Genomic DNA, 24245 nt, shown 5'->3' with positions numbered 1-24245 from the left:
ATAGAAAGACGTCCGCTTTCCTTTAAGACGTCCGCAGTACTTGTACAGAAGTACTGTAGTACTTTCAAAGGAGTACCGCAGTACTTTCGAAGGAGTATTGGAGTACTTCCTCACAAGTTCTGCAACTACTCTATATCAAACATATTAAAAGACTATTTTCTCACCCCAAACACCCTATTAATCATGTTAGAAACAACTATATTAGACCAGGTGCGGAGCGTATTCCAGCATTTGGAAGCCCGCTACGTCTTTCACATCACCTATCATCCGGGTCACGAGCAGGCACAAGAGCTTATCGGATTCTTGAAGGATGTGGCAAGCTGTTCCGACAAGCTCTCCTGCCGGATGAGTGAGATAGAGAACCCCGTGTTGGAGTTCACATTGCTGAAAGACGATGTGGAAACCGGCATCAAGTTCCGCGGCATCCCCGGCGGACACGAGTTCACTTCCCTCCTGCTTGCCGTGCTGAATGCCGATGGAAAGGGGAAAAATCTGCCGGACGAAGCAATTCGTCGCCGCATCCGGGCGTTGCAAGGCGACATCAGCCTGCAAACGTATGTATCGCTTACTTGCACCAACTGTCCGGATGTGGTGCAGGCACTGAACATCATCGCATTGCTGAATCCGCACGTCACCCACGAGATGGTGGACGGGGCGCTTAATCAAGAGGAAGTGGATGCGCTGAAGATACAAGCCGTGCCGTCAGTCTACGCTAATGGCAAGCTGCTTCACGTAGGTCGCGGTTCTTTAGGAGAGCTTTTGCAGAAGCTGGAAGAAGCCTTCGGCAGTGCTCCGCAAGAGGACGAAGCACCGATAGAGAGAGATTTCGACGTGCTGGTATTGGGCGGTGGACCAGCCGGAGCTTCCGCAGCCATCTACTCTGCACGCAAGGGCCTACGGGTGGCGATTGTTGCCGAGCGCATAGGCGGACAGGTAAAAGAGACGGTAGGCATAGAAAACCTTATCTCCGTGCCGCAGACTACTGGTGCAGAACTTGCCAACGCACTCCGCACACATATAGAGCACTATCCGATAGAGATTTTCGAGGAGCGTAAGATAGAGAAAGTAAAGTTGCAGGGAACGGAGAAAAGTGTCTCCACCGTAGGCGGCGAGATGTTCCATGCATCGGCGGTAATCATTGCCACAGGGGCAAGCTGGCGCAAACTGAATGTGGAGGGCGAAGCGGAATACATAGGACGCGGCGTGGCATTTTGTCCGCATTGCGACGGTCCGTTCTATCAAGGCAAGCATGTGGCGGTTATCGGTGGAGGTAACTCGGGGATTGAAGCTGCCATCGACCTGGCAGGCATCTGCCGGAAGGTAACGGTATTCGAATTTGCCGATACACTGAAAGCCGACCAAGTGCTGCAAGAGAAAGCCCGGAGCCTGCCGAATGTGGAAATCTTTACCTCGTCACAGACCATTAAAGTTGATGGAAACGGGGAAAAAGTAACTTCTATCCGCATCAAGGACCGCCTTACCGGCGAGGAACGCGACTTCCCGTTAGACGGCATCTTCGTGCAAATCGGTTTGGCAGCCAACAGCGCTCCTTTCCGCAACAAGCTGGAAACGACTCCGACCGGGGAGATTAAGATTGACGCTTTCTGCCGTACCACACTTCCGGGGGTATATGCGGCAGGGGATGTATCGAATGTTCCCTACAAGCAGATAGTCATTGCCATGGGCGAAGGGGCAAAGGCAGCACTCTCGGCATTCGATGACCGTATCCGTGGAGTGATTTAGAAAATATCACCCATAAAAGTATAGGCAGGGGGCACACGTTAAGGATTGGCAAGCTTCAGTTCCTGAATCAGATTTCCTGCCTTCCCATACTTCTCAATCATAAACAGTATGTAGCGTACATCTACCCCGATGGTACGCTGCATCTTCGGCTCATAAAGGATGTCGCTGCTCATGGCTTCCCAGTTCCCATCGAAGGCAAGCCCCAGAAGTTCTCCTTTGGCATTGAACATGGCACTGCCGGAATTGCCTCCCGTAATGTCATTATTGGAGATAAAGCAGACATTCATTTCTCCCTTCTCATCGGCATATCTACCGAAATCACCGGAGGAAAGAAGGGATAGCAACTCAGGCTGCACTTCAAAATCCACATCGCCTGCATGGGCTCTGACTTTCTCCAGAATACCTTTCGCGGTGGTATAATAATCATATTCCGCTCCGTCGAAGGGGGCATAACCGCAGACAGTGCCAAAACTCAAACGCATGGTGGAGTTGGCGTCGGGATAGAAGTTACGGGATGCGTACATACGTCGCACGGCAGAGTTGAACAAACGTTCATTCCGCTCGATTTCACCGGAAGCCTGCTGTACCTGCATATTCATCTCGAATAGCTTCGTGATGAGGTCGATGCCCAAGTTGATGGCAGGGTCATTATATATCTGATAGGTGGTGTCCTGCTCCAGAAAACGCTTCAATCCACGGGGGGTGGTCAGCTCCGAGCGGGCATAAAGACTATCCACATAGGTACGCTCGTTACCTCCGTATTCTGTCGCAATCGTCTGGTAGAGCTCGGGCAGATAGGTGGAATCCACTTGGGAGCGGTATTCTTTCAACAGTGCTGTAAACACTTCCTTGTCAATGCCCAAGTCCAGATTGGCATATTTCTCAACGATAGCTTTCAGATTGGCAACCACCGTTTTCTCTTCCCCCTCAAAGTCGAAGTTGAGGATGGACAAAGCAAGCTGCACCAGTTCCGGACCGTTCAGGAAAGATTCGGCAAAGTAAGCTCTGGCACGATAAGCATCACGGCGGCTCTTGTAGTTCAACTCCAGGTCGGAAAAAAGATGCAGCAGATGTTCCCGCTCCTCCGGTGTCTGCTGTATCCAGCGACGGAGTTCGGTCTCCATGGCACGCTTCTTGTCCAGCACATGCAGTTTCTTGATGGTGCGGTTCACTCCTATGCTGTTCTTCCAATAATTGGAACTTTCGTCGTATTTGGAAGCGTACTTGATGCGGATGCTGTCACGGCTATCCATTTCACGCTTCCAGATGGCCTGCTTCACACCACGGACATCTATCTGAGCCTGGTTGGTGGTGGTCATCATCTCTTCGATGCCAAAAGAGGAAAGATAGCGTTCCGTACTGCCCGGATAGCCCATCGTCATACAGAAGGAACCCTCACGATAGCCGTCCAGGGATATCGGAGCCACGTATTCGGGATGGTAGGGAACATTGTCGGGAGAGTAGTCGGCAGGACGGTTGTCTTTGCCGGCATAGATACGGAATACGGCGAAGTCGCCCGTATGGCGTGGCCATACCCAGTTGTCAGTGTCCCAGCCGAACTTGCCCACTGAAGAAGGGGGTGCAAATACCAGACGCACATCATTGTAGTCGCGATAAACGGAAAGCCAGAATTCATTGCCTCCATAGTAAGCATCCACAATGCCTATCAGCGTGGAGTCTTTACGAGAAACCTCTTCGCCAATGACCAGCATCACCGAATCTACTACACTTGTACGCTCAGATTCGTTCATATCCGGTTTTACTGCTCCAAGTACCCGACGGGTCACGTCTTGCTGGTGCAAGAGGAAGCGGACGTAAAGTTCCGGATTAGGCAGTTCTTCACTAAGATTACGTGCCACAAAGCCGTCTTTCAGATAGTCGTGCTCCACAGACGAGTGTTGCTGTATGCTGCTGAAGCCGCAGTGATGATTGGTAAACACCAGCCCGTCCCCGGACACCACCACTCCGGAACAAAAGCCTCCGAAGCTGACTACCGCATCCTTCAGCGACGGGCGTTTCGTATTGTATAGCTTGTTGACAGACATCTGCAAGCCCAACTCTTTCATGGTCTGGCGTGTCTGCTTGTTCAGATTTCCCAGCATCCACATCCCTTCATCCGCTTGTCCCGGCAGAGAAAAAAGGAAGCAGACAGCTATCAGTATAAATCTTATTTTCATTCCGTCAATTCTTGTATTATTCAGTAATCAGCCTCAATTGCTTGGCACCCGTACGCGCCTTGAGCCACTCCGCAATCTTTTCCTTCTCGTGCGCACCCGGATGCTTGCCGAATTTCAAGACGGCAAGGGTCACAGTATCCACCCGTACAGAATCTACCGCCAGTTCAATCGCATGAGATATTGATACGGTCTTTACCGACGGGTAGAGCACTTTCAGTTCTGGGATAATCTTCTTGCCCAATTCATCGAAGGTTTTGTATCTTTCCAAATTCTGCTCCAGTGTGGCAATCTTCTGTTTCTGTTCCACCAGACGCTGCTCACTGTTCTTGTAGAAGTCTTCCATCACCATGGCACGGATGGAAGAAATATCCACCGCTTCATTGTTCATACCTTGGAGGACTATCAGCTTGGTATTGTCCAGCTTATAGTCTTTCATCTTGCTGCGGGCAATGGCGATGGAAGCTTCGGGCACCTCCTGCCCAATCAGCACGACACGTATTTCGTGGCCCTTGCCCTCGTGATGGATTTTCTTGTCCAGCACCTGCGTATTCTCAAAGGAGAGCTGCTCGTTGACAAAACGGTTGGCAGCACTCTCAAAGAAGGTATCCTGGACGATACCTACCGTCAGATAGACAGCGGGACACATGGTCAGGATAGCAATCAGGACGATATATTTACGTACTTTCTTCTCCCGGTTCTTATCCACAAACTCCTTGCGCTGGAAGTGCATCACGCGCACGCCCAGGAAAGTGGCAAGACTGATAAACACGGAATTGATGAAATAAAGATAGAATGCACCGAGGAAATAAATCAAGTTACCCGTTGCCAGCCCGTAGCCTGCCGTACAGAGAGGCGGCATCAAAGCCGTGGCAATGGCAACACCCGGAATCACATTTCCTTTCTCTTTGGTAGAGAGCGCCGTCACACCTGCCAAGCCGCCCATCAAGGCGATGAATACGTCATAAATGGTGGGTGACGTACGTGCCAGCAATTCCGACTGCCCTTCGGCAACGGGACTCACCAGAAAGAAAATGGTAGCAGTGGTCACACTGAACAAGGTAGTTATCAAGAAGCTCTTCAAAGACCGCTTCATCAATTCAAAATCATTCAACCCCACAGAAAGCCCCACGCCCATGATAGGCCCCATCAGCGGCGAGATGAGCATGGCACCGATAATCACGGCTGTGGAGTTTACATTCAATCCCAACGAGGCCATGAATATGGCGAATATCAGAATCCAAAGATTGGCTCCTTTGAATTCCACTCCCTTACGGATGGAATCTACAGTTTCCAGTTCATTGTCCTTGTCTTTGCGCAAATCAAGATAGTCTTTCAGAAAAGTCTTGATAGCGAAGGTATTTCTGTTGTCGGTCGTCTTTTCTTCCATTATCAATTATCAGTTTTCAATTTTCTCTCAATGAAACGCCTCGTAAAACACTGCTGGTCATCTCGGCAGCAAAGTCCTTTGCCTTAATGCCAAGAGTTGGCAAGAAATCTGCCAAAGCACGTTTTTCCGGTGCTCCAAGTTTACGTTTAAGCATAGCAGTGTTCATGCGAAAAAGAGCTTGGTCGCCCTTACTACGTATGATTCCGAACCCCTTGTCATCCACACCACGCTCGTAAAGAACACCAAAGAGGCGTTTCTCTGTCTCTGCCAACTTATGGCGAGCCTGGACACGGTCGTAGTCAAGAAGTCGTTGCTCTATTACCTCTGCCACACGTGTTTGTACAGCAAAGTAATTTTGGGCAAAAGCAATCTCCGACTTACGAGGGTCACCATTTTGTGCCACGAGGTAGCAGGCATAGCGAGTGAGCATAAAGTCTTCAATGTCCTTTGATGCACCTTTAGGCATAAGTATCGTTTTACTGATGCCGGTAAAATGATTACTCGTCTCTACACTAGCGTTTTGGCAAGCCTCCTTAGCTTTTCCTAAAACATTCTCAAACGTTTGCCATTTGGCATAGCCCAGAATGGGATATAATTCGCGAGCACTCCAGCACTCCACGCCTTCGTATTCACACGCAATGGATTCGAATCTTGCGAGGAGATTCTGAATTGCTTCTGATTTAATCATACTTGATTCTGAATTTATTGTTTGCTCTTCTGCACAATCCTTGATTTCAAAACAATCTTTATGCGATTGATTTTTCTGTCCATTGTGTCACTTCAGTTTTAATAACAGTACAAAAGTAATGCTTTTCTTGACAAAACTGTTAAATACGCAATGTTTATCAATCTAACTTCTCTAACCTCACTTCACCAGCCTACCAATGAACGGAATCTGCCTCAACGGCAAGTCGCACTTCACGATATAGGCCACAAAGAGCAGCAACAAAACGGTACGGTACGCCATACGCAGGTAAATATTTTCTATCGGGACATATTCGGCAGCCAGATAGAGTACTGCCGCAAGCAGCACATAACTACCGATAGCCCTCAGGTCATACTGAATGGGATACTTCTTCTGCCCTACGAAATAGGACAGAAGCATGGCGATGCCATAGCCACAGAATCCTGCCCAGGCACAAGCCATATAACTGTATCGGGGAATCAGAAGTATGTTCATCACTACCAGCACCGTGCAACCTATCAAGGAGAAATAAGCTCCCCAACGCGTTTCGTCAATCAGCTTGTACCAGAAGGAAAGATTGAAATAGATACCCATAAAGATTTCGGCAGCCATCACGATAGGCACTACCCGCAATCCCGGCCAGTAGTCGCGACCGATAATATGGCGCAGGATGTCCAGATAGAACATGACAGCGAGGAATGCCAGCAGTGTGAAGATGATGAAGAACTTCATGGCTTGCGCATACATCTGCTTGTTGTCCTTGTCCCGGCTCTTCCCGAAGACAAAAGGCTCGTATGCATAGCGGAAGGCTTGTGTAAGCATCGCCATCACCATGGCAATCTTGCTGGCAGCCCCATAAATGCCCAACTGTACGGAAGCTTCCGCCTCATCCGGATAGACAAAAGGAAAAATAATCTTATCCGCCACCTGATTCAGGATACCTGCCAAGCCGAGTACCAGCAACGGCAGACAATAAGCAAGCATCCGCTTCAGCAGTTTTCTGTCCAGCACGTAGGCAAACCCACGCAACTCCGGAATCATGCAAAGCATGATGGTAGAGGTGCATATCAGATTGAAAAGGAAGGCATAACCCACGTCATCCCCTTTCATTCCCACATAATAGAGCAGATTCAGTGCAATGTTCAGGAAGATGAACAGCAGTTTGAGTGCCGCAAACTTAATGGGACGCTTCTTGTAGCGCAAATAAGCGAAAGGAATGCTTTGAATAGCATCCATCGCCACCACAATCATCATCATGCCCACGTACCAGGGATGGTCACCATACTCCAGCCATCCGGCAATGGGGTTGAGGAACAGCAATCCCAATGCAAGAAAGGTAAGCGCCCCCACACTCACACTGAGCAATGTCGTGGAGTACACCCGCATCGGGTCGTCCTCTCCTTTATTGGCAAAGCGGAAGAAACCGGTCTCCATGCCGCACGTCAACAACACCAGCATGAGCGCCACCCACGCATATACATTCGTCACTACGCCATAGCCTCCGCTTTGTGCGGACATCGCCATGGTATATACGGGCACCAGCAGGTAATTGAGGAAACGCCCCACAATGCTGCTCAACCCATAAATGGCAGTTTCTTTTGCCAATGATTTTAATCCGGCCACTTCTTTAATGGTTGTTATGAACACAAAGGCACGGAGGCACAAAGTTTTCTAGGATAAGAGGAAAGAGAGACTTTATGTCTCCGCATCTCTGTATTCGTTTTCTTAAAATGAATCACTCGTCGCCAAACAAGGTACGCTGGCTACTATAGAGGCTTCGCCCCAGATGCTTGTAGGCAAGCTCCGTCACTTCACGCCCACGGGGAGTGCGTTTCAGGAAACCTTCTTTTATCAGGAACGGTTCATAGACTTCCTCTATCGTACCTGCATCTTCGCCCAAAGCAGTGGCGATGGTAGTCAATCCCACCGGACCGCCTTTGAACTTGTCGATGATGGTACAGAGTATCTTATTGTCTATCTCGTCCAGACCATACTTGTCGATATTCAGAGCCTCAAGGGCAAACTGTGCGATTTCCGTGTCAATGCTCCCCGAACCTTTCACTTGGGCAAAATCGCGTACACGCCGCAGCAATGCATTGGCAATACGCGGTGTGCCACGGCTGCGGCTCGCAATCTCGGCGGCAGCCCTTACGGAGCAAGGCACATCGAGGATGCCGGACGAACGACGGATAATGCCGCTCAACACATCATCATCGTAATATTCCAGATGCAGGTTGATACCGAAACGGGCACGCAACGGAGCTGTCAACAGACCGCTACGCGTGGTAGCTCCCACCAGCGTGAAAGGATTCAAATCAATCTGTATGCTTCGGGCAGAAGGGCCTTTGTCTATCATGATGTCTATGCGGTAGTCCTCCATGGCTGAGTACAGATATTCCTCCACTACGGGGCTCAACCGGTGTATTTCGTCGATGAAAAGTACATCATTGGGCTCCAGGCTGGTAAGCACTCCCGCCAAATCCCCCGGCTTGTCAAGTACCGGACCGGAAGTTATCTTGAAACCTACGCCCAGTTCGTTGGCTATGATATTGCTGAGTGTTGTTTTTCCCAATCCGGGAGGGCCGTGAAGCAACACATGGTCCAGCGCCTCGCCACGCAGGCGGGCAGCTTTCACAAATATGCGCAGATTGTCCACCACCTTGTCCTGCCCGCTGAAATCCTCAAAATTCAACGGACGGAGAGCGTTCTCGAAATCACGTTCTCGGCTGGTGACGGGCTGCTGGTTGCGTATATCAAAATCTTCTTGTTCCATTCCAGATTCCTTTGTTTTCTGCAAAATAACTAATTTATTTTGAGATAAGCGATAGAAGTTAGTTTTTTCATGGCTATCTCTCCTACCCAAAAAAAACTGCATGAAAGAAAACTCATTCATACAGTTCTTAAAATCATCCATAAGCTAATCTTGCTTACCTTACCCTATGCAATACTATGTTACATATTAATACCTATTTATTGTTTTTGATATGGTTCCTAATCAGCATAGTATTTCACAATCATTTCTTGCCTTTCGAATAAACGATATAATCCCAAGACTTCAACAAAGCATTAGCACCATCTTTTATGACTTCTACCTTTACTTGATGTTTACCCTCAGGCAGCTGATATTTCCAAAATATATCTAACCGCCGATCATGGAAGTAAGTCGGAAATGCAGCAGCCTTCTCGACCAACTCCCCATCAAGATACAGATTAACTTTCAGTACTGCATCCGGCCGATTCATGTCCCTACGAATAGCCTCCCCACGGAGTACAAATCCCGTACCCTCAAATTCAAAAGTCAGTATATCTATATCGTGTTTAGACAATTCAACCTTAGCCGTGGGATACATATCTGTAAAACTCTGCTCCAAACGTACAGTCTCGGGCCTCTGTACGGCAATTGTCACATTCTCCTTTTCCACTTTTCCTCCATTCCTGCGAATCATCTCCAAAGCATGTTTATTGCTGATAGTGTAAATCTGATCCAAACAGAGTAACGTATACTTGAAATTCTTGCCTTCCGCCCCTCTCAAACCTTTCATCCAATATTCAGGGATAGCATCATAGCCTATCATTGTGCCTAATATCCCTCCTGCAGAAGACGGATTACAATCTGAATCCTGACCTGCCCGCGTTGATATTTCCATTGTCTTAGTGAAATCACCATTGCCATACAATAATCCTAAAACGATGTAAGCGGCATTAATTTTAGCATCAATATCTAATGGATGAAATACTCCATCCGGACAACCGATCTCTTCCGCATGATGTTTCTGAATTTCGAACCAAGTACGTTTCCAATCATCAGGATACATTTTATACCACTCTATCACATCTGCAATACATTTATAGAAACCACTTTCCTCCGGAATCGTCTTTAAAGCCTCAGTAACAATAAACTGGATATCATCAGACACAAAAGCAAGACTATACATGGCACCGACATAAACACCACCATACCAGCCATCTCCATAACACATAAGATGCCCCACCTTATCACTGATTTGAGAAGCTGAATTAGGCATACCCGGATTCATCAGTCCGGCAAAATCTGCTTCAATCTGATAATCAATGTCATCGGCATGTGGGTTATTCAGCCAATGTCCAGGATTGTCCACTCCATGAGCTATATTATACCTCGCAGCCTGATTGGCATGCCATAAATTATAGTCTGCCGTAGCAAAAGCTACAGCAAAATCTTTCACCGAAGCATCCAGCCCTTTTTTCTCCAATACATCTACAAAAGTGAGGTCCATGTAAATGTCATCATATAAATCAGGCCAGGAATCCATCAATCTTTGCACATAACCTTCCCCCCAAGGAATCGTCTGATAATCCTGAATAAAAGTTCCTTGATACCTAAATTCCGTATAACTACCGAAGCTAACCCCGATAGTCTGGCCGGCCCAACCTCCCTTTATCTTATTCTCTAATTGAACCTTACTCATCGTCACTGATGAAGGCAATTTTGAAGCTGCATTACCCATTACAGTCCCCAGCAGCACGCATATACATATTCCAAAGATTCTAAGTTCTTTCATAATTAATTTTTTAATTTATATTTCAATATACCACCCTATTTATACCCCTCATTTTGTTCCAATTTATTATTAGCTTGTATCTCTGACAAAGGAATAGGAAATAAGTTTAAATAAGTTTCTTTAGAAGGTTCGTGAAAAGTCCATTCTCCTTTTGTATAATTATTATCAAAACGTATCAATTGGCTACGCCTCAAACCTTCCAAAGCAAATTCCCGGCCCCATTCATCCAATAAAATTCCAAAACGTACAGGAACACCATTTACATTAGTTGTTTTCAACAAATCAGCTCCAGAGAGTTTGTTGTCACCGTCAAAAGCACGTTTCCGTACTTCATTGACTAACTGTGCCGCTTCTTCCGCATTGCCATTTGTACGTAAAATACACTCAGCTTTCATCAAGTAAACCTCTGCATAACGCATAGCCACCCAATCATTATCCAACGCACGCGAGGTTCCCATTTTAATTTCATACTTACCGCAACGGTAACCTTCAGCCTCTCCTCCATTTTCAAGATTGCTGACTTCCTTTGTATAAATCAAGGGTTTTCCTTCCCAACCAGGAACAAGTCCAGTGCAATATAAGATAGACCCGTCACTGCCATACTGCTGCCCCATTCTCCAGGTTTTCGGTAAACGCTTATCGCCTTCCTCATAAGTATCTATAAAAGTAGGAACAGCACACACCCCATTATCCAACCATGTCTGCAAATTAAAGGTTTTTACATTTGAAGGATGAAGAGTTTTCTGCAAAGCCATGTAAATGGTACTTCCAGTCTTCACCTCATCTGCCGGATAAGCAAATATAATCTCTTGGGAGCCTTCATTCTGGGCATAGAAAGGTGCACTATAATCATTCTCCAAGGCATATTTATTGGAGTTCATTATTTCTGTACAAAGTGCCATGCATTCCGTATACATATTCTTCCCTATCCATGACTCTGCATTCAAATAAAGACGTGCCAGTAACATCTTGGCATTCCATTTATTGAATCTGCCATAGTAAGTCTTTGTATCGTCACTCAGCTTATCAACATTATTTTTTATACTATTCTCTATAAATGCAAACACCTCTTCGCGGCTACTGGTTTCCGGCAAGAAACCTTCCGGAACATCAAACCGGTCTACAATAGGTACATTACCGAAAGCCTCACATAGTATGTAATACCAATAAGCACGGGCTACCTCCAACTCAGCTATTACACTTTCCTTACCAGTAACTTCGAAATCCAAATTGTCAAGCTGATAAATTACCCGATTACAATTACTGATTCCTCCGTAGGCCTGTCCCCAAAGATCTGAGAAATGGGGATCTTCCGGTTTCCATGTATGCTTATGCAGACGTATATAGATTCCTCCGTCAAACCAAGCTGCTCGCGGTGTTACGGCCACATCAGTCGTTTCTTCAAAGTCCCACCACTTACGCCATTCCAGAAGTCCTCTATAATCCGTATATACCGGTGTAATGGCAGCAATGATATCTTTTTCATTTTTATAGAAGTTGTTGTCTACCAACCTATCATAGATTTTCTCATCAAGATTTGTGCAAGAACCAGCCATTGCCCCCAACCCCATCAGGAACAATATATATAAACTATATTTTTTCATCATTCTTCATTTTAAAATTTAACAATAGCACCGACCGTATACGAACGGACTGTAGGATACAGCTCCTTACGCTCAACTCCAGGATCTAAACCCTTAATACTGACTTCAGGATCCAGTCCATCATAACCAGTGATAGTAAGCAGATTATGTCCCGTCACATATAACCGCACACTTCTCAAATATTTATTATTCAGATTAAGAGTATAACCCAATGTAACATTGTCTAACTTCACATAGTCTCCCTTCTCAACATAATAGCTATGGTACATATGAGAATCAAAAACATAAGACTGGCTCCCGAAAGGTTTTTTCAATACAGATTTCGGCAAATTACCTTCACTAATACGCTTCATCGTTTCCCAATGCATTCTATACTCATTCAATACTTCAAAGCCGAAAGCTCCTCTCAAAGATATTCCCAAATCAAACTTTTTATATAAAAGTGTTGTGTTCAAACCTGCATACATACTTGGCAAACCATTACCGATCACTTGTTTGTCTTCCTGTCCGGCTTCACTGGCCAATTTAGGATTACCATCAGCACCTTCCACCAACCATAATCCATCATCGGTAAGTCCTACTGCTTTCCAACCGTAAAAATTTCCTATCGGTTCACCCTCCTTTACAATATGCGTCGTCTGCTGAATACCTGAACTAGTCCACCCCGTATACCAATAATCTCTTTGATACTTGTCATTGGAAAGAGATAAAAGTTTGTTGACATTATAAGAGAAATTACCTCCCAGTCTCCAAGTAAAATCCTTTGTCCGGATAACCTCTCCATCCAATGCTACTTCAATTCCCCTATTTCTTATCTTGCCTACATTAGCCCACATCGTACTAATGAAGTTAGGTGGCACAGGAACTTGATATTCAGACAATAAATCTGAAGTTGTCCGCTGATAAAGATCAATTGTACCATTCAATCTTCTACTCAAAAGAGAAAAATCAATACCTAAGTTCCATTCCGATTTTGTTTCCCATTTCAAATCTGGATTAGGATTAGAGGCCGGTACTACTCCTTGTGTCCATTGCCCGTTCATCTGGCCTACACCAGAATAGTTCAATAAAACCAGCGACTGATAAGAATCTGACAATTCTGTTCCCGTCACACCAAATCCAACTCTCAACTTCAAGTCATCTACGAAACCGATATTTTTCATGAAGCTCTCTTCGCTAATTCTCCAACCGGCTGAAATAGCAGGAAACCAGCCCCATTTATGATTCACGCCAAATTTTGAAGACCCTTCACGTCTCAAACTTCCCATCAGCATGTACTTGTTATCATAGTTATAGGTAAGTCTACCAAAGAAAGAGATCAGCTTATTGCCATTTTTATAGCTACTGATTGTCGATTTACCATCTTTTGTAGACTGGGCTGTACCAATATTCCAAGGGCCAAATATATCAGTAGGGAAATCCATAGCATACATCTGGCTGCCTTGTCTTTCAAAATCTTGATAGCTATATCCCACCAATCCCGAGAACTCATGCTTTCCTATCGTCTTAAAATAATCTGCTGTCAGTTCCAGAGTCCGATCCATACTGCCGGCTGCCCATTTGGTTACTTCAGCGTTTTTATTTTCAATAGTGGTAGTAAAATAGTTGAAAGTATTCCATTTGTCCCTCATGGAGTCATATCGCTGCATGGCCGCCATCGCACTCAGATTCAACCCTTCAATGGGTGAAAAAGTAATTTTCCCACTCGCTAGAAGTTGATTCCATTTTTCCTGGTCTGTTTCCTCATTCAGAAGAGCTACCGGATTATAGGGCTTATAAGAAGTTCCATATTCTTTATAGGAGCCGTCTTCATTATAAACCGGACGCGTCGGATTCATCAAGCAAGCCTGCAAATAAGCATTATACCAAGTAACGTCCTGCTTTATGGTCGAATTGTTGACATTCAACTGTATTTTCAATTTGTCATCCATCATCGAATGATTCAATCCAATCTTGAATGTCAAAGCTTCCTTGCCTGTATTCAACAAGATACCATCCTGCTTTCTATAGGTTATCGAAGCAATATAGTTTGTCTTTTCAGTTCCTCCACGCAAAGACAAATTATGAGTATGATTTACGGGATTACGGGTAATTGCATCAATCCAATTGACATCAGCACCTTCATCACTGATATTATCCTTAAACAAAGGGTCCTGTGCTAGTCTTCTGTAATCAGATGCTGTCAGTACATCCGTCTGCTTTTGTATAGACTCGAATGCTACATATCCATGGTATTCCAAAGACGCTTTGCCTTGCTTTGCTTTTTTTGTAGTAATGATTATCACACCATTTGTTCCTCTAGTTCCATAAATAGCCGCAGCCGATCCATCCTTCAGTACATCAATGGTTTCCACATCCTCGGGAGCAATGGAATTCAGACTTCCTCCGGGAATGCCGTCAATAACAATCAAAGGGGCTGATGACGCAGAAATCGTGGATACACCACGAATATTGATTTCCACTCCTGCTGTCGGGTCTCCCGATGGGCTTGCCATTTGCAAACCAGCAACCTTGCCTTGCAACAACTGGGTAGCATCTTTTACAACTCCTTGAATAAAGTCTTCAGACTTCACATTCGTAATGGCACTTGTAATTTCCCCCTTCTTCATAGAGCCATACCCAATAACTACCACATCATTTAGAAGATTAGAACTTTCGGTCAACTGGACGTTAATGCTTGTTTTCTCGCCCACAATCATTTCTACGGTATTATAACCGATGTATGAGATGACCAACACATCTTTTGGAGAAGAAACCGTTATGGAGAACTTACCTTCAACATCAGAAATCACACCAGTAGTCTGGCCTTTAACAAGAATATTAGCACCAATAACAGGTACACCCTCAACATCTGTCACCAATCCGTTTAAGGTTCTTTTTCCTCCGGAAGCATACATACATACTGATATTCCCATCAAACACAGTAGAAAGAAATACCGCCACCATTTTACACTTTTCTGTTTCATATTATTTTAATAAAGTTAATAAAGCCAATTTATATTCAAATCATCGGAGAGATCAGTTACCTCCCGAAAATATAATAAGTGAAAGCCCTAAAATAAAGAAGACAAACATTATTGCCAGAAGTCTATTCGTTCCGCGCGGACTTCCTGCAAACTCTTTCCAAATAAACACTCCCCATAAAGCAGCAATCATAGGAGCTCCCTGCCCTAGTGCATATGAAATAGCAGTACCTGCCTTTTCAGCAGCAATATAGCTCAAAGCCGTTCCCAGCCCCCAGATGCATCCACCTAAGATACCAACCAAATGTGTTTCTATTTTTCCCGCAAAATATTCCTTATAAGTAACAGATACTCCCACAAAAGGATGTTTCATCACCAAAGTATTGAATATAAAATTACTGAAAAAGATTCCGACAGCAAAGATGAAAAATGCTGTATAAGGAGTAGCCATCCCAGGTGTGGGAGAAATAAAATTATTCAAATCCATGGCAGAAGCAACAAAACGGTAAAAGAAGGACATCAATACACCGGCAATCGTTGCTAAAACAATCCCTTTCCTGCTCCCAATAGTACCACTATTCTGCTTCTTACCTGCAGCCATTCCATTACAGACAATGGCAACCACCACAAGAAGAACCCCCACAAATAACCATAGCGGATTACCTTTCGGAGCACTAAAGTAATTGATAAAAACTCCCAGGACCAATGCCAGCCCAACACCCAACGGAAAAGCTACCGCCATTCCCGCCATGGAAACTGAAGCGGATAAAAGAATATTAGAAGCATTGAAAATCACACCTCCTACAAATGCACTGACCATATTTTCCGTACTGACTTGACGAATGTCCTCAAGAAAACTTCTTCCTTGACTTCCGAAGCTCCCTAAGCTGAATACCAAAAGAAGTGCAAACAGCAGAATGCCTATGGTATAATCCCAATAATAGAGCTCATAACGCCAACTCTTTCCCGCCAATTTCTGGGTATTTCCCCAAGAGCCCCAGCAAATCATTGTGACAAAGCAGAAAAGAACGGCTAACGTATAACTGCTGACAATAAACATAGTACAAAATATTAAAGATTAAACGATAAAGATATTTCCCTCTCAAGTCTGAAACGTCCGACTTCTTCAAGTGTAGGAATAGATGGCTGAGCACCCATCCGGGTAACTGCGATTGCAGCTGCAACATTAGCAAATTCCAATGCTTCCCTATCCAAACCTCTCTGCGAACAAGCCACGGCTAAGGCACCACAAAAGGTATCACCTGCAGCAGTTGTGTCAACAGCATTTACTTTATAACCAGAAATACGGACAGTTTCTTTTTTATTCTTCATATATACCCCACAGCTACCCAACGTAATAATAACATTACGTGCTCCTGATTCCATTAATGCAGTAGCTATCTCATCAAGATTATCTCCCGTATAACTCATATCGGAAATAAAGGAAGCTTCCACTTCATTCACTACCAACAAATCAACGGAATTCATCAATTCCCTATCAATTGGGCAAGCAGGAGCAGGATTAAGTAAAACTTTCTTCCCTCTCTCATTAGCCAATAAAGCCACTTTCTTCACCGTTTCATAAGGAATCTCAGCCTGCATCACAATCATATCCGCCTCATCAATGACTTTTTCGAAACGTATCACCGCATCTGGCAGTAAAGAATAATTAGCTCCAGGAGCTACTGCAATACAATTTTCGCCACTATCAGCCACAAAGATGAGGGCAGTACCCGTAGGATGGCATTCATCATCCACGATGTAATCCGTAATGATACCTTCTTTCTCGAACTGTTTTTTCAGAATATCCGCATACATATCATTTCCCAAAGAAGTGATAAACGTGACAGAAGCTCCGAGCCGTGCTGCCGCAACAGCTTGATTTGCCCCCTTTCCTCCCAGTAACTGCATGAAACAAGCGTCTCCGACTGTTTCGCCCGGTGCAGGAAGATGGCTGACTTGTGCAACCATATCTATGTTTGAACTTCCAATAACTACAATTTTCATTTTTATCAGATTTATAAATATAACTCAGGTTGGTTTATCTCATAAAGCTATCTCCCGTTTATAAGGAATGGCACTCTGTGCACCCATACGTGTCACTGCAAGAGCTGCCGCAGCATTGGCAAATTCCACCGATTCTGTCAGCGTATGGTTCTCGGACAAATAGACACTAAACGCTCCGCAAAACACATCTCCAGCACCAGTAGTATCAATTGTTTCTACTTCCTTTGCAGGAATCATAGTATATTCTTCCTTTTCCTTTACATAAGCGCCATCTTTTCCTAATGTAATGACGACATTCTCTATTCCTTTCTCACCTATAGCTTTCGCTGCACGCCAAGCACTTTCCTCATCTATCACCTTGATGCCCGACAGCATTTCAGCCTCAATCCGATTTGGAAGTATGGTATGCACACAACTCAAAAATGAATTACTCAGAACAGAAGCCGGGGCAGGATTCAAAATCACCTTCTTTCCATAACTTTTGGCAATAGTAGCAGCATATTCTACAGTTTCAATGGGTACTTCCAATTGCATCAGTATAATATCAGCCTCCTCCAATTTACTTTTTGCTTTATCTATATCTTCGGTCGATAAGGAACGACTCGCTCCTGGTGCAACAATGATGCTATTTTCTCCGTAAGAATCTACAGAAATTAGAGCAACTCCCGAAGGACTCTTTTGGTCCGTAAAGATGAACTCTGTATTTATTTTTTCAGAACGGTATATCTCCAAAGCTTGCAACCCGAACAAATCATAGCCAATCTTTGAAATTAATGTAACCTCAGCACCTAATCGGGCGGCTGCAATGGCTTGATTGGCTCCTTTTCCACCAGGATTCATATAAAAGGTTCCTCCCAATACAGTCTCTCCTGGAACTGGTAAACGTCCAGCCTTTACCACCATATCCGTATTACAACTTCCGATGACTACAATCTTTGGTTTATAAATAAAAGATTCTCTCTCCATAATATTAAAAATTAAGATTATGCAAATGAAATAAATAATAAGAGGGAAAACTTTACACTATTAATTCATTTATATAATTACAAACTATATATATCTTTCTATAAATAGATATAAAACAGATTTTATGGGTATTCTTATCCCATATTTATATAATTACAAGAGAGAAAAAGAGAACTATAAGTGAAGGTATTTTATGGCAGCACTCTGCCACTTATTCTATTTTTGAAGCAGTTCTTTCATATGCATATGCCGTTTCAGTACATCAGACAAGTTTTCCTTCAATATCTTGGCTTCTATCCACGCAGTAAGGTCACAAAGATGCAATAACTGATTCTCATATTTATCATCATACAAAGCCTGCACTTCAGGAAGAAGTTTCTCCCAAAAAGCTTCGCGATCTTTTCTCAAAACTGGAAGATGCTGCTGGTTCAGAAACCACAGAATGATATGCTCCGTTTTGAAAGTATGCTCTTTGGGAGAAGAAAGGCTACGATTGATAGAACGTGATTCATGATATACAAACTCATATTCATGCATTTCATAATAAACTATAAGGCGCACTAGCCGGATAGTCCTCATCAGAGGTTGATACTTTATATTATGATCAATAATGGCATTGCTTATGTATTTCTTTGCTGCTTTGTAATTCTGATTACCTATATGTACAAGTGCAGTATAGAGTAGCAATTCACTTTTACGCACCGGGCTCAACCACGCTTCCTTATCATAAAGTGACTTCTGATAATATGCCATCAGTTTTGTACAATCCAGAAAATCTCCATTATCTAAATAAGGAAACAGTTCATACTGAAAGAGAAGGCAAATGGCGTTCACCTGAAATTCAAATGAAGAAGCATCCGAGATAAGCTTTTTCAACTTGTCCAGGAAGTAAGGTATTTCGTCATATTGTCCACAGACCCTCAAACTGCCAAGTACCCCCTCAAGTACTGATAAATAGTAGATAGGAGGATTCGACCAGAACTGCCGGTTCTGCTCGAACAGCCGGCTAAGCTCTTTATAAGAATTCAAGGCAGCTTTATATTCTCCAGCTCCCATCAAATAGTTGGCTTGAAAAAGTCTGTGATTCCGCATTAACTCAAAATTTCCTTCTATTCCGGAAGAAGCAGCTATGGAAAGTTCATTAACCATAAGGTCATTCATATCTTGCTTCTGTTTTGAAGTTCGGATAGAACCGATATGGCTAAGGCGGTACTTCAACAAGTTATGCAAAGAAGACTGTTCTACAATTTTGCGGGTTTTCTTTAAAGCTTCATTTTGCATAAAGTGTTTATGATAGAGTTCAGATTCAGCCAAATTCGGGAAATTAAGTCTCAGCAAATATTCCAACTCCAGCTTTAAGGCAATGGTCAGCACTTCATTGTTTTCATAATATGTTGCTTGTTCTATCGTGTCTGAAAGTATCTCAAAACATTCTTCAAATAAAGAACGTTCGTAAAGCATACGGGCTTTACACAAATTGTTCAGTAGGTCATAATAGATATCTTTCTTCTTTCGCAAAGTGAGCAAACTATCCGTCAGTCTTTCATACAAATATTGAATAGAGACTTCAAACGAACCACCAGGCCTGCGCTTATGAAATTCCCCCTTTACATTTTTACTATCCAGTTGCTTACTTTTGGTAATGATATCATATATCACCAAATAGTCTTTTTCCTCCTTATCCTTCAACATTTGGACGGAGAAAGCTTTCTTTTCCGCTTTGGACATAGAATATATCAGTGATATGACTGAATCGACCCGTTTCATAGCAGTTTTATAGTTCTTGCTGCAAAAGAACTAATTTATTTCCTAAAAAGTATAGAAATGGAAAAGTATTTACTGTTCCCCCAAAGCAAGCCTACCTTTACATAAAAATGCAAACCCATAAAAATACAGTTTCACGATTTTCATTCCCCATCAGCGCTTCATAAACTCCTTGCGTTCCTCCTCCGGGAACTTCTCTATCGCATAACGCAACATCGTTCGCGGCATCGTCCTGCAATGCTTCTCCAAGAATTGCACCAGCAAGTCCTTGTCCCGCTTACCCATCTCCCGGAGCATCCATCCTACCGCCTTTTGCATCAAGTCATGCTTATGATGGAGCAGCCGTTCCGAAAGGGCTAATATATCGATGAAATCACCATTTTTGATAAGTGTATAGGTAGATACCACAGCAATGCGCTGGTCCCAAAGCAGCGGACTATCCGCCAGCCGGTAGAGGTCCTTGCGAGGTTTGTCTTTCAGATATTCGCCCACAATGCCGGGGGCAGACAAATCGACCAAATCCCAATTATTGATACGGCCCGTTTGCGAAAGGTAAAAGTCATAAATCTCCTTTTTCCCCTTTTCATCGCTCTTTTTGAATCGCTCCACCAACATCAGCAAGGCACAAAGGCGACACTCGTGCCATTCACTCTGAAGCAAGGCTGCCATTACCCCAAAAGGTTCGTGCTTGTGCTGCTTTGCCACCTGCCGGGTGTTGGGTACCACCACTCCCAGAAACTTATCCCCCTCGCCATACTGCCCCTTTCCGGTCTTGAAGAAACGGGGAAGATACTCCCTTTTCACCGGGTCGATATACGCCTCCAATTCCTGCTGAATCTGTACCGAGATGCACGCCACTTCTTCTGCCGAAAGCACACGTTCGCACAAGACGGTTTCCACTGCTTCATTCTTCTTTTTCATCCTTCTCTCATTTGATTTACACGGATTTGAATTCATCCACCAATGGACAAAAATACAACATTTATATAGAAACTATGGAAAGTTATCTTTAATTTTGCAACCGGTATGTCCAATCCTTAAAACCGTACGACATGTATAAAGCTGTTTTGGGAGCAATCTGCTGCCTTTCTTTCGCACTATCCTTACATGCACAATCTCCACAAGAAAAGGGGTTGCAAAGCATCAGCCGCACTTCAGCCAAGGCTATTGTCGGCTTTCTGGCCGATGATGAGCTGCAAGGACGCGAAGCAGGCATGCACGGTTCACGACTGGCTGCCCGCTATCTGGCATCCTGCCTGAAAGAAGCCGGCATTGCCCCGCTGGAAAAGGACAATTATTACCAGCCCTTCGAGGCTTACAACAAGGAACGCCAACAACGGGGACGGTGGCAAGTGCATCCCGACTCCATCGCCATCCTTAAACAAGGCGTCCACCGCATCCTGCAGATGAGTAATGTATTGGGAACCATCCCGGGAGAACGACCGGATGAATATGTCATCGTAGGTGCCCACTTCGACCATCTGGGTGTGGACGAGACGCTGGCAAACGACCGGATATACAACGGTGCAGACGACAATGCCTCCGGTATCTCTGCCGTCCTGCAGATAGCCCGTGCATTTCTTGCCACCGGACAGAAGCCTCTGCGCACGGTCATCTTTGCCTTTTGGGATGGGGAAGAAAAGGGATTGCTCGGCTCAAAATACTTTGTACAAAGCTGTCCTTTCATCAGCCAGGTGAAAGGTTATCTCAATTTCGACATGATAGGCCGTAACAATAAGCCCGAGCAGCCTCAACACGTTGTCTACTTCTACACCGCCGCCCACCCCGTATTCGGCGACTGGCTGAAGCAGGACATTGCACGCTACAGCTTGCGCCTGCAACCGGACTACCGCGCCTGGGACCGCCCCACGGGAGGAAGTGACAATGCTTCTTTTGCCCTGTGCAACATCCCCATCATCTGGTACCACACAGACGGACATCCCGATTATCACCAGCCTTCGGACCACACCGACCGGCTGAACTGGGAAAAAATGATAGAAATAACCAAAGCAGCTTTCCTCAACGCCTGGAATCTTGCCAACGAAAACAAATATTAATCCACTAGAAACAAAGTAACGATACATGGTTTTAAATTACATCTGGGTAGCTTTCTTCGTCATCGCATTCATCGTGGCCCTCTGCAAACTCATTTTTATGGGTGATGTGGAGATATTCACAGAACTCGTCAACTCCACCTTCTCCTCTTCCAAAACAGCTTTTGAAATATCCCTGGGACTGACAGGAATACTCGCCCTCTGGCTCGGCGTGATGAAAATAGGCGAAAACAGCGGCATGATCAATGCCCTCTCCCGTTGGCTGAGTCCGGTATTCTGCCGTCTCTTTCCCGAAATACCGAAAGGACATCCTGCCATGGGTTCCATATTCATGAATCTCTCTGCCAACATGCTGGGGCTGGACAATGCCGCTACCCCAATGGGGCTGAAAGCCATGAAGGAACTTCAGGAACTAAACCCGAAAAAGGATACTGCCACCAATCCGATGGTAATGTTCCTTGTCCTCAACACCTCGGGACTGATACTTATCCCCGTCAGCATCATGATGTATCGCTCGCAGATGGGTGCCGCCCAACCCACGGACATCTTTATCCCCACACTGATAACGACTGCCATCTCGACCATTGTCGGTGTCATTGCCGTCAGCATTGCACAACGCATCAACCTGCTGAACAAGCCCATACTTATCCTGATTGGCTGCATCAGTCTTTTCTTTGCCGCGCTCATTTATCTGTTCACACAGATTAGCCGTGATGAAATGGGTGTATATTCCACTTTGATTGCCAACATACTGCTGTTCTCCATCATCCTGCTGTTCATCCTCTGGGGGCTATGGAAGAAAATCAATGTATACGATGCCTTTATAGAAGGAGCCAAAGAAGGCTTTACCACTGCCATACGCATTATCCCTTATCTGGTTGCTTTTCTCGTTGGAATCGCCGTTTTCCGCACTTCCGGCGCCATGGATATACTGGTGAACGGTATCGGTTATGTAGTAGGACTATTCGGTGTAGATACCAGCTTTGTAGGTGCCCTACCCACTGCCCTGATGAAGTCACTGAGCGGCAGCGGTGCCAACGGACTGATGATTGACACCATGAAACAGTATGGCGCCGATTCATTTGTAGGACGCATGAGTTGCGTGGCACGTGGCGCTTCGGACACCACATTCTATATTCTTGCTGTGTATTTCGGCAGCGTAGGTATCACCAAAACGAGGAATGCCGTGACGTGTGGGCTGATTGCCGATTTTTCCGGCATCATTGCAGCCATCATCATCAGTTACTTATTCTTCTTTTAAAAGAACTAGCTTAATCGCAAGAACGTAATTTCAATCGTACATCGTAAATCATTAAATCGTAAATAAAATGATTAGTTATCAGACAGACGGCGTGGAAATGCCATCCATCAAGAAGCGTGAAACCACGGAATGGATAAAATCCGTAGCCGCCACTTACGGAAAAAGAATCGGTGAAATCGCCTACATCTTCTGCTCGGACGAGAAGATACTCGAAGTGAACCGCCAATATCTGCAACACGATTATTACACAGATATCATCACTTTTGACTACTGTGAAGGCAACCGCCTTAGCGGTGACCTCTTCATCAGCCTCGATACCGTACGCACCAATGCGGAACAGTTCGCCGATAACAACTACGAACGTGAACTGTACCGGGTCATCATCCACGGCATCCTCCACCTTTGCGGCATCAATGACAAAGGGCCGGGAGAACGGGAGATTATGGAGGAGGCGGAAAATAAGGCGCTGGCGATGCGGTAAATCCAAAGAATAAAAACTCTGTCTTGATAAAGTGCTGATTTTACCAAGACAGAGTATTTAAGAAAAACAAGTTACTTTGCCAACACAACGACAACTAACGGGTGATATTTGTCTGCTCCTGATTCGATGCGGGCATCCACACCATCTATAGTTACTCTAATAAGTTCAACACTGCCATAACCATCATTGTACTTCCAATGGGAAATAATGGAATGTTCCTCTCCGTCACCAAAGATATAGGGACAAACAAACGTACGCCTCAATACTTCAGGCTTCTTGTCATATTTATATCCATCCCATAGTGCATCAAAGATTGCCAAAGTAAAAAGTCCGTCCCTGCTTTCCACATAGATACAGTCCGGTCCGGTAAAGTCATCTTTAGAATCGGGTTCTACCAATTTATAGGAGTAATCTTTCTCTCTCAAAGCAGGCTTACCATTTCTTCCAAGACCGGTTTGCATTCCCTCAATCAAATCATTGCCATTTTCATCGACAAATGCTAAATTGTATCCATAATGAATAGGAGGATAAGAGTCTTCCTCACTTTTGCAACCCATGAAAATCAAAGGGAATAAAGCAGTCAATAACAAAAATCTAAAATTTCTCATAATA

The 24245-nt window shown here is 44.6% G+C and carries 17 protein-coding genes and 1 pseudogene; 4 read left to right on the top strand and 14 right to left on the bottom strand.

Going from position 1 to position 24245, the window contains the following annotated elements; all coding sequences use genetic code 11:
• The first annotated feature begins 183 nt into the window (after nt 1-183).
• Nucleotides 184-1743 (top strand): alkyl hydroperoxide reductase subunit F, encoded by a 1560-nt coding sequence (gene ahpF / locus DXD65_RS09830; protein ID WP_008662129.1) that lies wholly within the window; start codon nt 184-186, stop codon nt 1741-1743.
• A gap of 38 nt (nt 1744-1781) precedes the next feature.
• Here ahpF and DXD65_RS09825 read toward each other — a convergent pair whose 3' ends face one another.
• The 13 genes and pseudogenes from DXD65_RS09825 to DXD65_RS09765 form a co-directional block, all read right to left on the bottom strand.
• Nucleotides 1782-3920, bottom strand: a complete 2139-nt coding sequence (locus DXD65_RS09825) for a S46 family peptidase (protein WP_005833898.1) — start codon at nt 3918-3920, stop codon at nt 1782-1784.
• Between the two features lie 16 nt (nt 3921-3936).
• Nucleotides 3937-5307: a TIGR00341 family protein gene (locus DXD65_RS09820; protein WP_005826112.1), complete on the bottom strand. Its 1371-nt coding sequence runs from the start codon at nt 5305-5307 to the stop codon at nt 3937-3939.
• Nucleotides 5308-5359: 52 nt separating this feature from the next.
• A pseudogene (dinD, locus tag DXD65_RS09815) lies at nt 5360-5992 on the bottom strand (DNA damage-inducible protein D); the annotation flags it as partial.
• Nucleotides 5993-6172: 180 nt separating this feature from the next.
• Nucleotides 6173-7615, bottom strand: a complete 1443-nt coding sequence (locus DXD65_RS09810; protein WP_117887608.1) for a lipopolysaccharide biosynthesis protein — start codon at nt 7613-7615, stop codon at nt 6173-6175.
• A 112-nt stretch (nt 7616-7727) separates the two neighbouring features.
• A complete protein-coding gene (gene ruvB, locus DXD65_RS09805; protein ID WP_034525480.1) occupies nt 7728-8765 on the bottom strand; it encodes a Holliday junction branch migration DNA helicase RuvB in 1038 nt (345 codons plus the stop codon).
• Between the two features lie 241 nt (nt 8766-9006).
• Nucleotides 9007-10533 carry an ADP-ribosylglycohydrolase family protein gene (locus DXD65_RS09800; RefSeq protein ID WP_005826117.1) on the bottom strand — a complete coding sequence of 509 codons (1527 nt, stop codon included), beginning with the start codon at nt 10531-10533 and terminating at the stop codon, nt 9007-9009.
• 35 nt (nt 10534-10568) lie between these two features.
• Nucleotides 10569-12140 carry a RagB/SusD family nutrient uptake outer membrane protein gene (locus DXD65_RS09795; RefSeq protein WP_005826118.1) on the bottom strand — a complete coding sequence of 524 codons (1572 nt, stop codon included), beginning with the start codon at nt 12138-12140 and terminating at the stop codon, nt 10569-10571.
• Between the two features lie 8 nt (nt 12141-12148).
• Nucleotides 12149-15103 (bottom strand): SusC/RagA family TonB-linked outer membrane protein, encoded by a 2955-nt coding sequence (locus DXD65_RS09790; protein ID WP_005826119.1) that lies wholly within the window; start codon nt 15101-15103, stop codon nt 12149-12151.
• A 52-nt stretch (nt 15104-15155) separates the two neighbouring features.
• Nucleotides 15156-16160, bottom strand: coding sequence for a GRP family sugar transporter (locus DXD65_RS09785; protein ID WP_005826120.1), 1005 nt, complete (start codon nt 16158-16160; stop codon nt 15156-15158).
• Nucleotides 16161-16171: 11 nt separating this feature from the next.
• A complete protein-coding gene (gene rbsK, locus DXD65_RS09780) occupies nt 16172-17107 on the bottom strand; it encodes a ribokinase (RefSeq protein WP_005826121.1) in 936 nt (311 codons plus the stop codon).
• A 39-nt stretch (nt 17108-17146) separates the two neighbouring features.
• Nucleotides 17147-18073, bottom strand: a complete 927-nt coding sequence (gene rbsK / locus DXD65_RS09775) for a ribokinase (RefSeq protein ID WP_005826122.1) — start codon at nt 18071-18073, stop codon at nt 17147-17149.
• A 216-nt stretch (nt 18074-18289) separates the two neighbouring features.
• Nucleotides 18290-19840 (bottom strand): hypothetical protein, encoded by a 1551-nt coding sequence (locus DXD65_RS09770; protein WP_008662136.1) that lies wholly within the window; start codon nt 19838-19840, stop codon nt 18290-18292.
• A gap of 150 nt (nt 19841-19990) precedes the next feature.
• Complete coding sequence (locus DXD65_RS09765; protein ID WP_008662139.1) at nt 19991-20758, bottom strand: DNA alkylation repair protein; 768 nt, start codon at nt 20756-20758, stop codon at nt 19991-19993.
• Nucleotides 20759-20889: 131 nt separating this feature from the next.
• Between DXD65_RS09765 and DXD65_RS09760 the strand changes: the two genes are divergently transcribed.
• The 3 genes from DXD65_RS09760 to ybeY all read left to right on the top strand — a co-directional run bounded on the left by DXD65_RS09760 (nt 20890) and on the right by ybeY (nt 23633).
• Complete coding sequence (locus DXD65_RS09760) at nt 20890-21894, top strand: M28 family metallopeptidase (protein WP_008662142.1); 1005 nt, start codon at nt 20890-20892, stop codon at nt 21892-21894.
• 25 nt (nt 21895-21919) lie between these two features.
• Nucleotides 21920-23152 carry a nucleoside recognition domain-containing protein gene (locus DXD65_RS09755; RefSeq protein ID WP_008662144.1) on the top strand — a complete coding sequence of 411 codons (1233 nt, stop codon included), beginning with the start codon at nt 21920-21922 and terminating at the stop codon, nt 23150-23152.
• Nucleotides 23153-23219: 67 nt separating this feature from the next.
• A complete protein-coding gene (gene ybeY / locus DXD65_RS09750) occupies nt 23220-23633 on the top strand; it encodes an rRNA maturation RNase YbeY (RefSeq protein ID WP_117887598.1) in 414 nt (137 codons plus the stop codon).
• A 71-nt stretch (nt 23634-23704) separates the two neighbouring features.
• Here ybeY and DXD65_RS09745 read toward each other — a convergent pair whose 3' ends face one another.
• Entirely contained in the window at nt 23705-24190 is a 486-nt protein-coding gene (locus DXD65_RS09745) for a hypothetical protein (RefSeq protein ID WP_229122456.1), read from the bottom strand.
• Nucleotides 24191-24245: the final 55 nt, after the last annotated feature.

Source organism: Bacteroides sp. 4_1_36, assembly GCF_003466325.1.
Lineage (GTDB): Bacteria > Bacteroidota > Bacteroidia > Bacteroidales > Bacteroidaceae > Bacteroides > Bacteroides uniformis.
Note: the sequence above shows the minus strand (reverse complement) of the source record. Positions and strands in the feature narration are given on the sequence as shown.

Excerpts from the sequence above, each read along its gene's own strand:
- ahpF (WP_008662129.1), top strand. The coding sequence starts at position 184 with ATGTTAGAAACAACTATATTAGACCAGGTGCGGAGCGTATTCCAGCAT.
- DXD65_RS09825 (WP_005833898.1), bottom strand. The coding sequence starts at position 3,920 with ATGAAAATAAGATTTATACTGATAGCTGTCTGCTTCCTTTTTTCTCTG.
- DXD65_RS09820 (WP_005826112.1), bottom strand. The coding sequence starts at position 5,307 with ATGGAAGAAAAGACGACCGACAACAGAAATACCTTCGCTATCAAGACT.
- ruvB (WP_034525480.1), bottom strand. The coding sequence starts at position 8,765 with ATGGAACAAGAAGATTTTGATATACGCAACCAGCAGCCCGTCACCAGC.
- DXD65_RS09800 (WP_005826117.1), bottom strand. The coding sequence starts at position 10,533 with ATGAAAGAACTTAGAATCTTTGGAATATGTATATGCGTGCTGCTGGGG.
- DXD65_RS09795 (WP_005826118.1), bottom strand. The coding sequence starts at position 12,140 with ATGATGAAAAAATATAGTTTATATATATTGTTCCTGATGGGGTTGGGG.
- DXD65_RS09790 (WP_005826119.1), bottom strand. The coding sequence starts at position 15,103 with ATGAAACAGAAAAGTGTAAAATGGTGGCGGTATTTCTTTCTACTGTGT.
- DXD65_RS09785 (WP_005826120.1), bottom strand. The coding sequence starts at position 16,160 with ATGTTTATTGTCAGCAGTTATACGTTAGCCGTTCTTTTCTGCTTTGTC.
- rbsK (WP_005826121.1), bottom strand. The coding sequence starts at position 17,107 with ATGAAAATTGTAGTTATTGGAAGTTCAAACATAGATATGGTTGCACAA.
- rbsK (WP_005826122.1), bottom strand. The coding sequence starts at position 18,073 with ATGGAGAGAGAATCTTTTATTTATAAACCAAAGATTGTAGTCATCGGA.
- DXD65_RS09770 (WP_008662136.1), bottom strand. The coding sequence starts at position 19,840 with ATGAAACGGGTCGATTCAGTCATATCACTGATATATTCTATGTCCAAA.
- DXD65_RS09765 (WP_008662139.1), bottom strand. The coding sequence starts at position 20,758 with ATGAAAAAGAAGAATGAAGCAGTGGAAACCGTCTTGTGCGAACGTGTG.
- DXD65_RS09760 (WP_008662142.1), top strand. The coding sequence starts at position 20,890 with ATGTATAAAGCTGTTTTGGGAGCAATCTGCTGCCTTTCTTTCGCACTA.
- DXD65_RS09755 (WP_008662144.1), top strand. The coding sequence starts at position 21,920 with ATGGTTTTAAATTACATCTGGGTAGCTTTCTTCGTCATCGCATTCATC.
- ybeY (WP_117887598.1), top strand. The coding sequence starts at position 23,220 with ATGATTAGTTATCAGACAGACGGCGTGGAAATGCCATCCATCAAGAAG.
- DXD65_RS09745 (WP_229122456.1), bottom strand. The coding sequence starts at position 24,190 with ATGGGTTGCAAAAGTGAGGAAGACTCTTATCCTCCTATTCATTATGGA.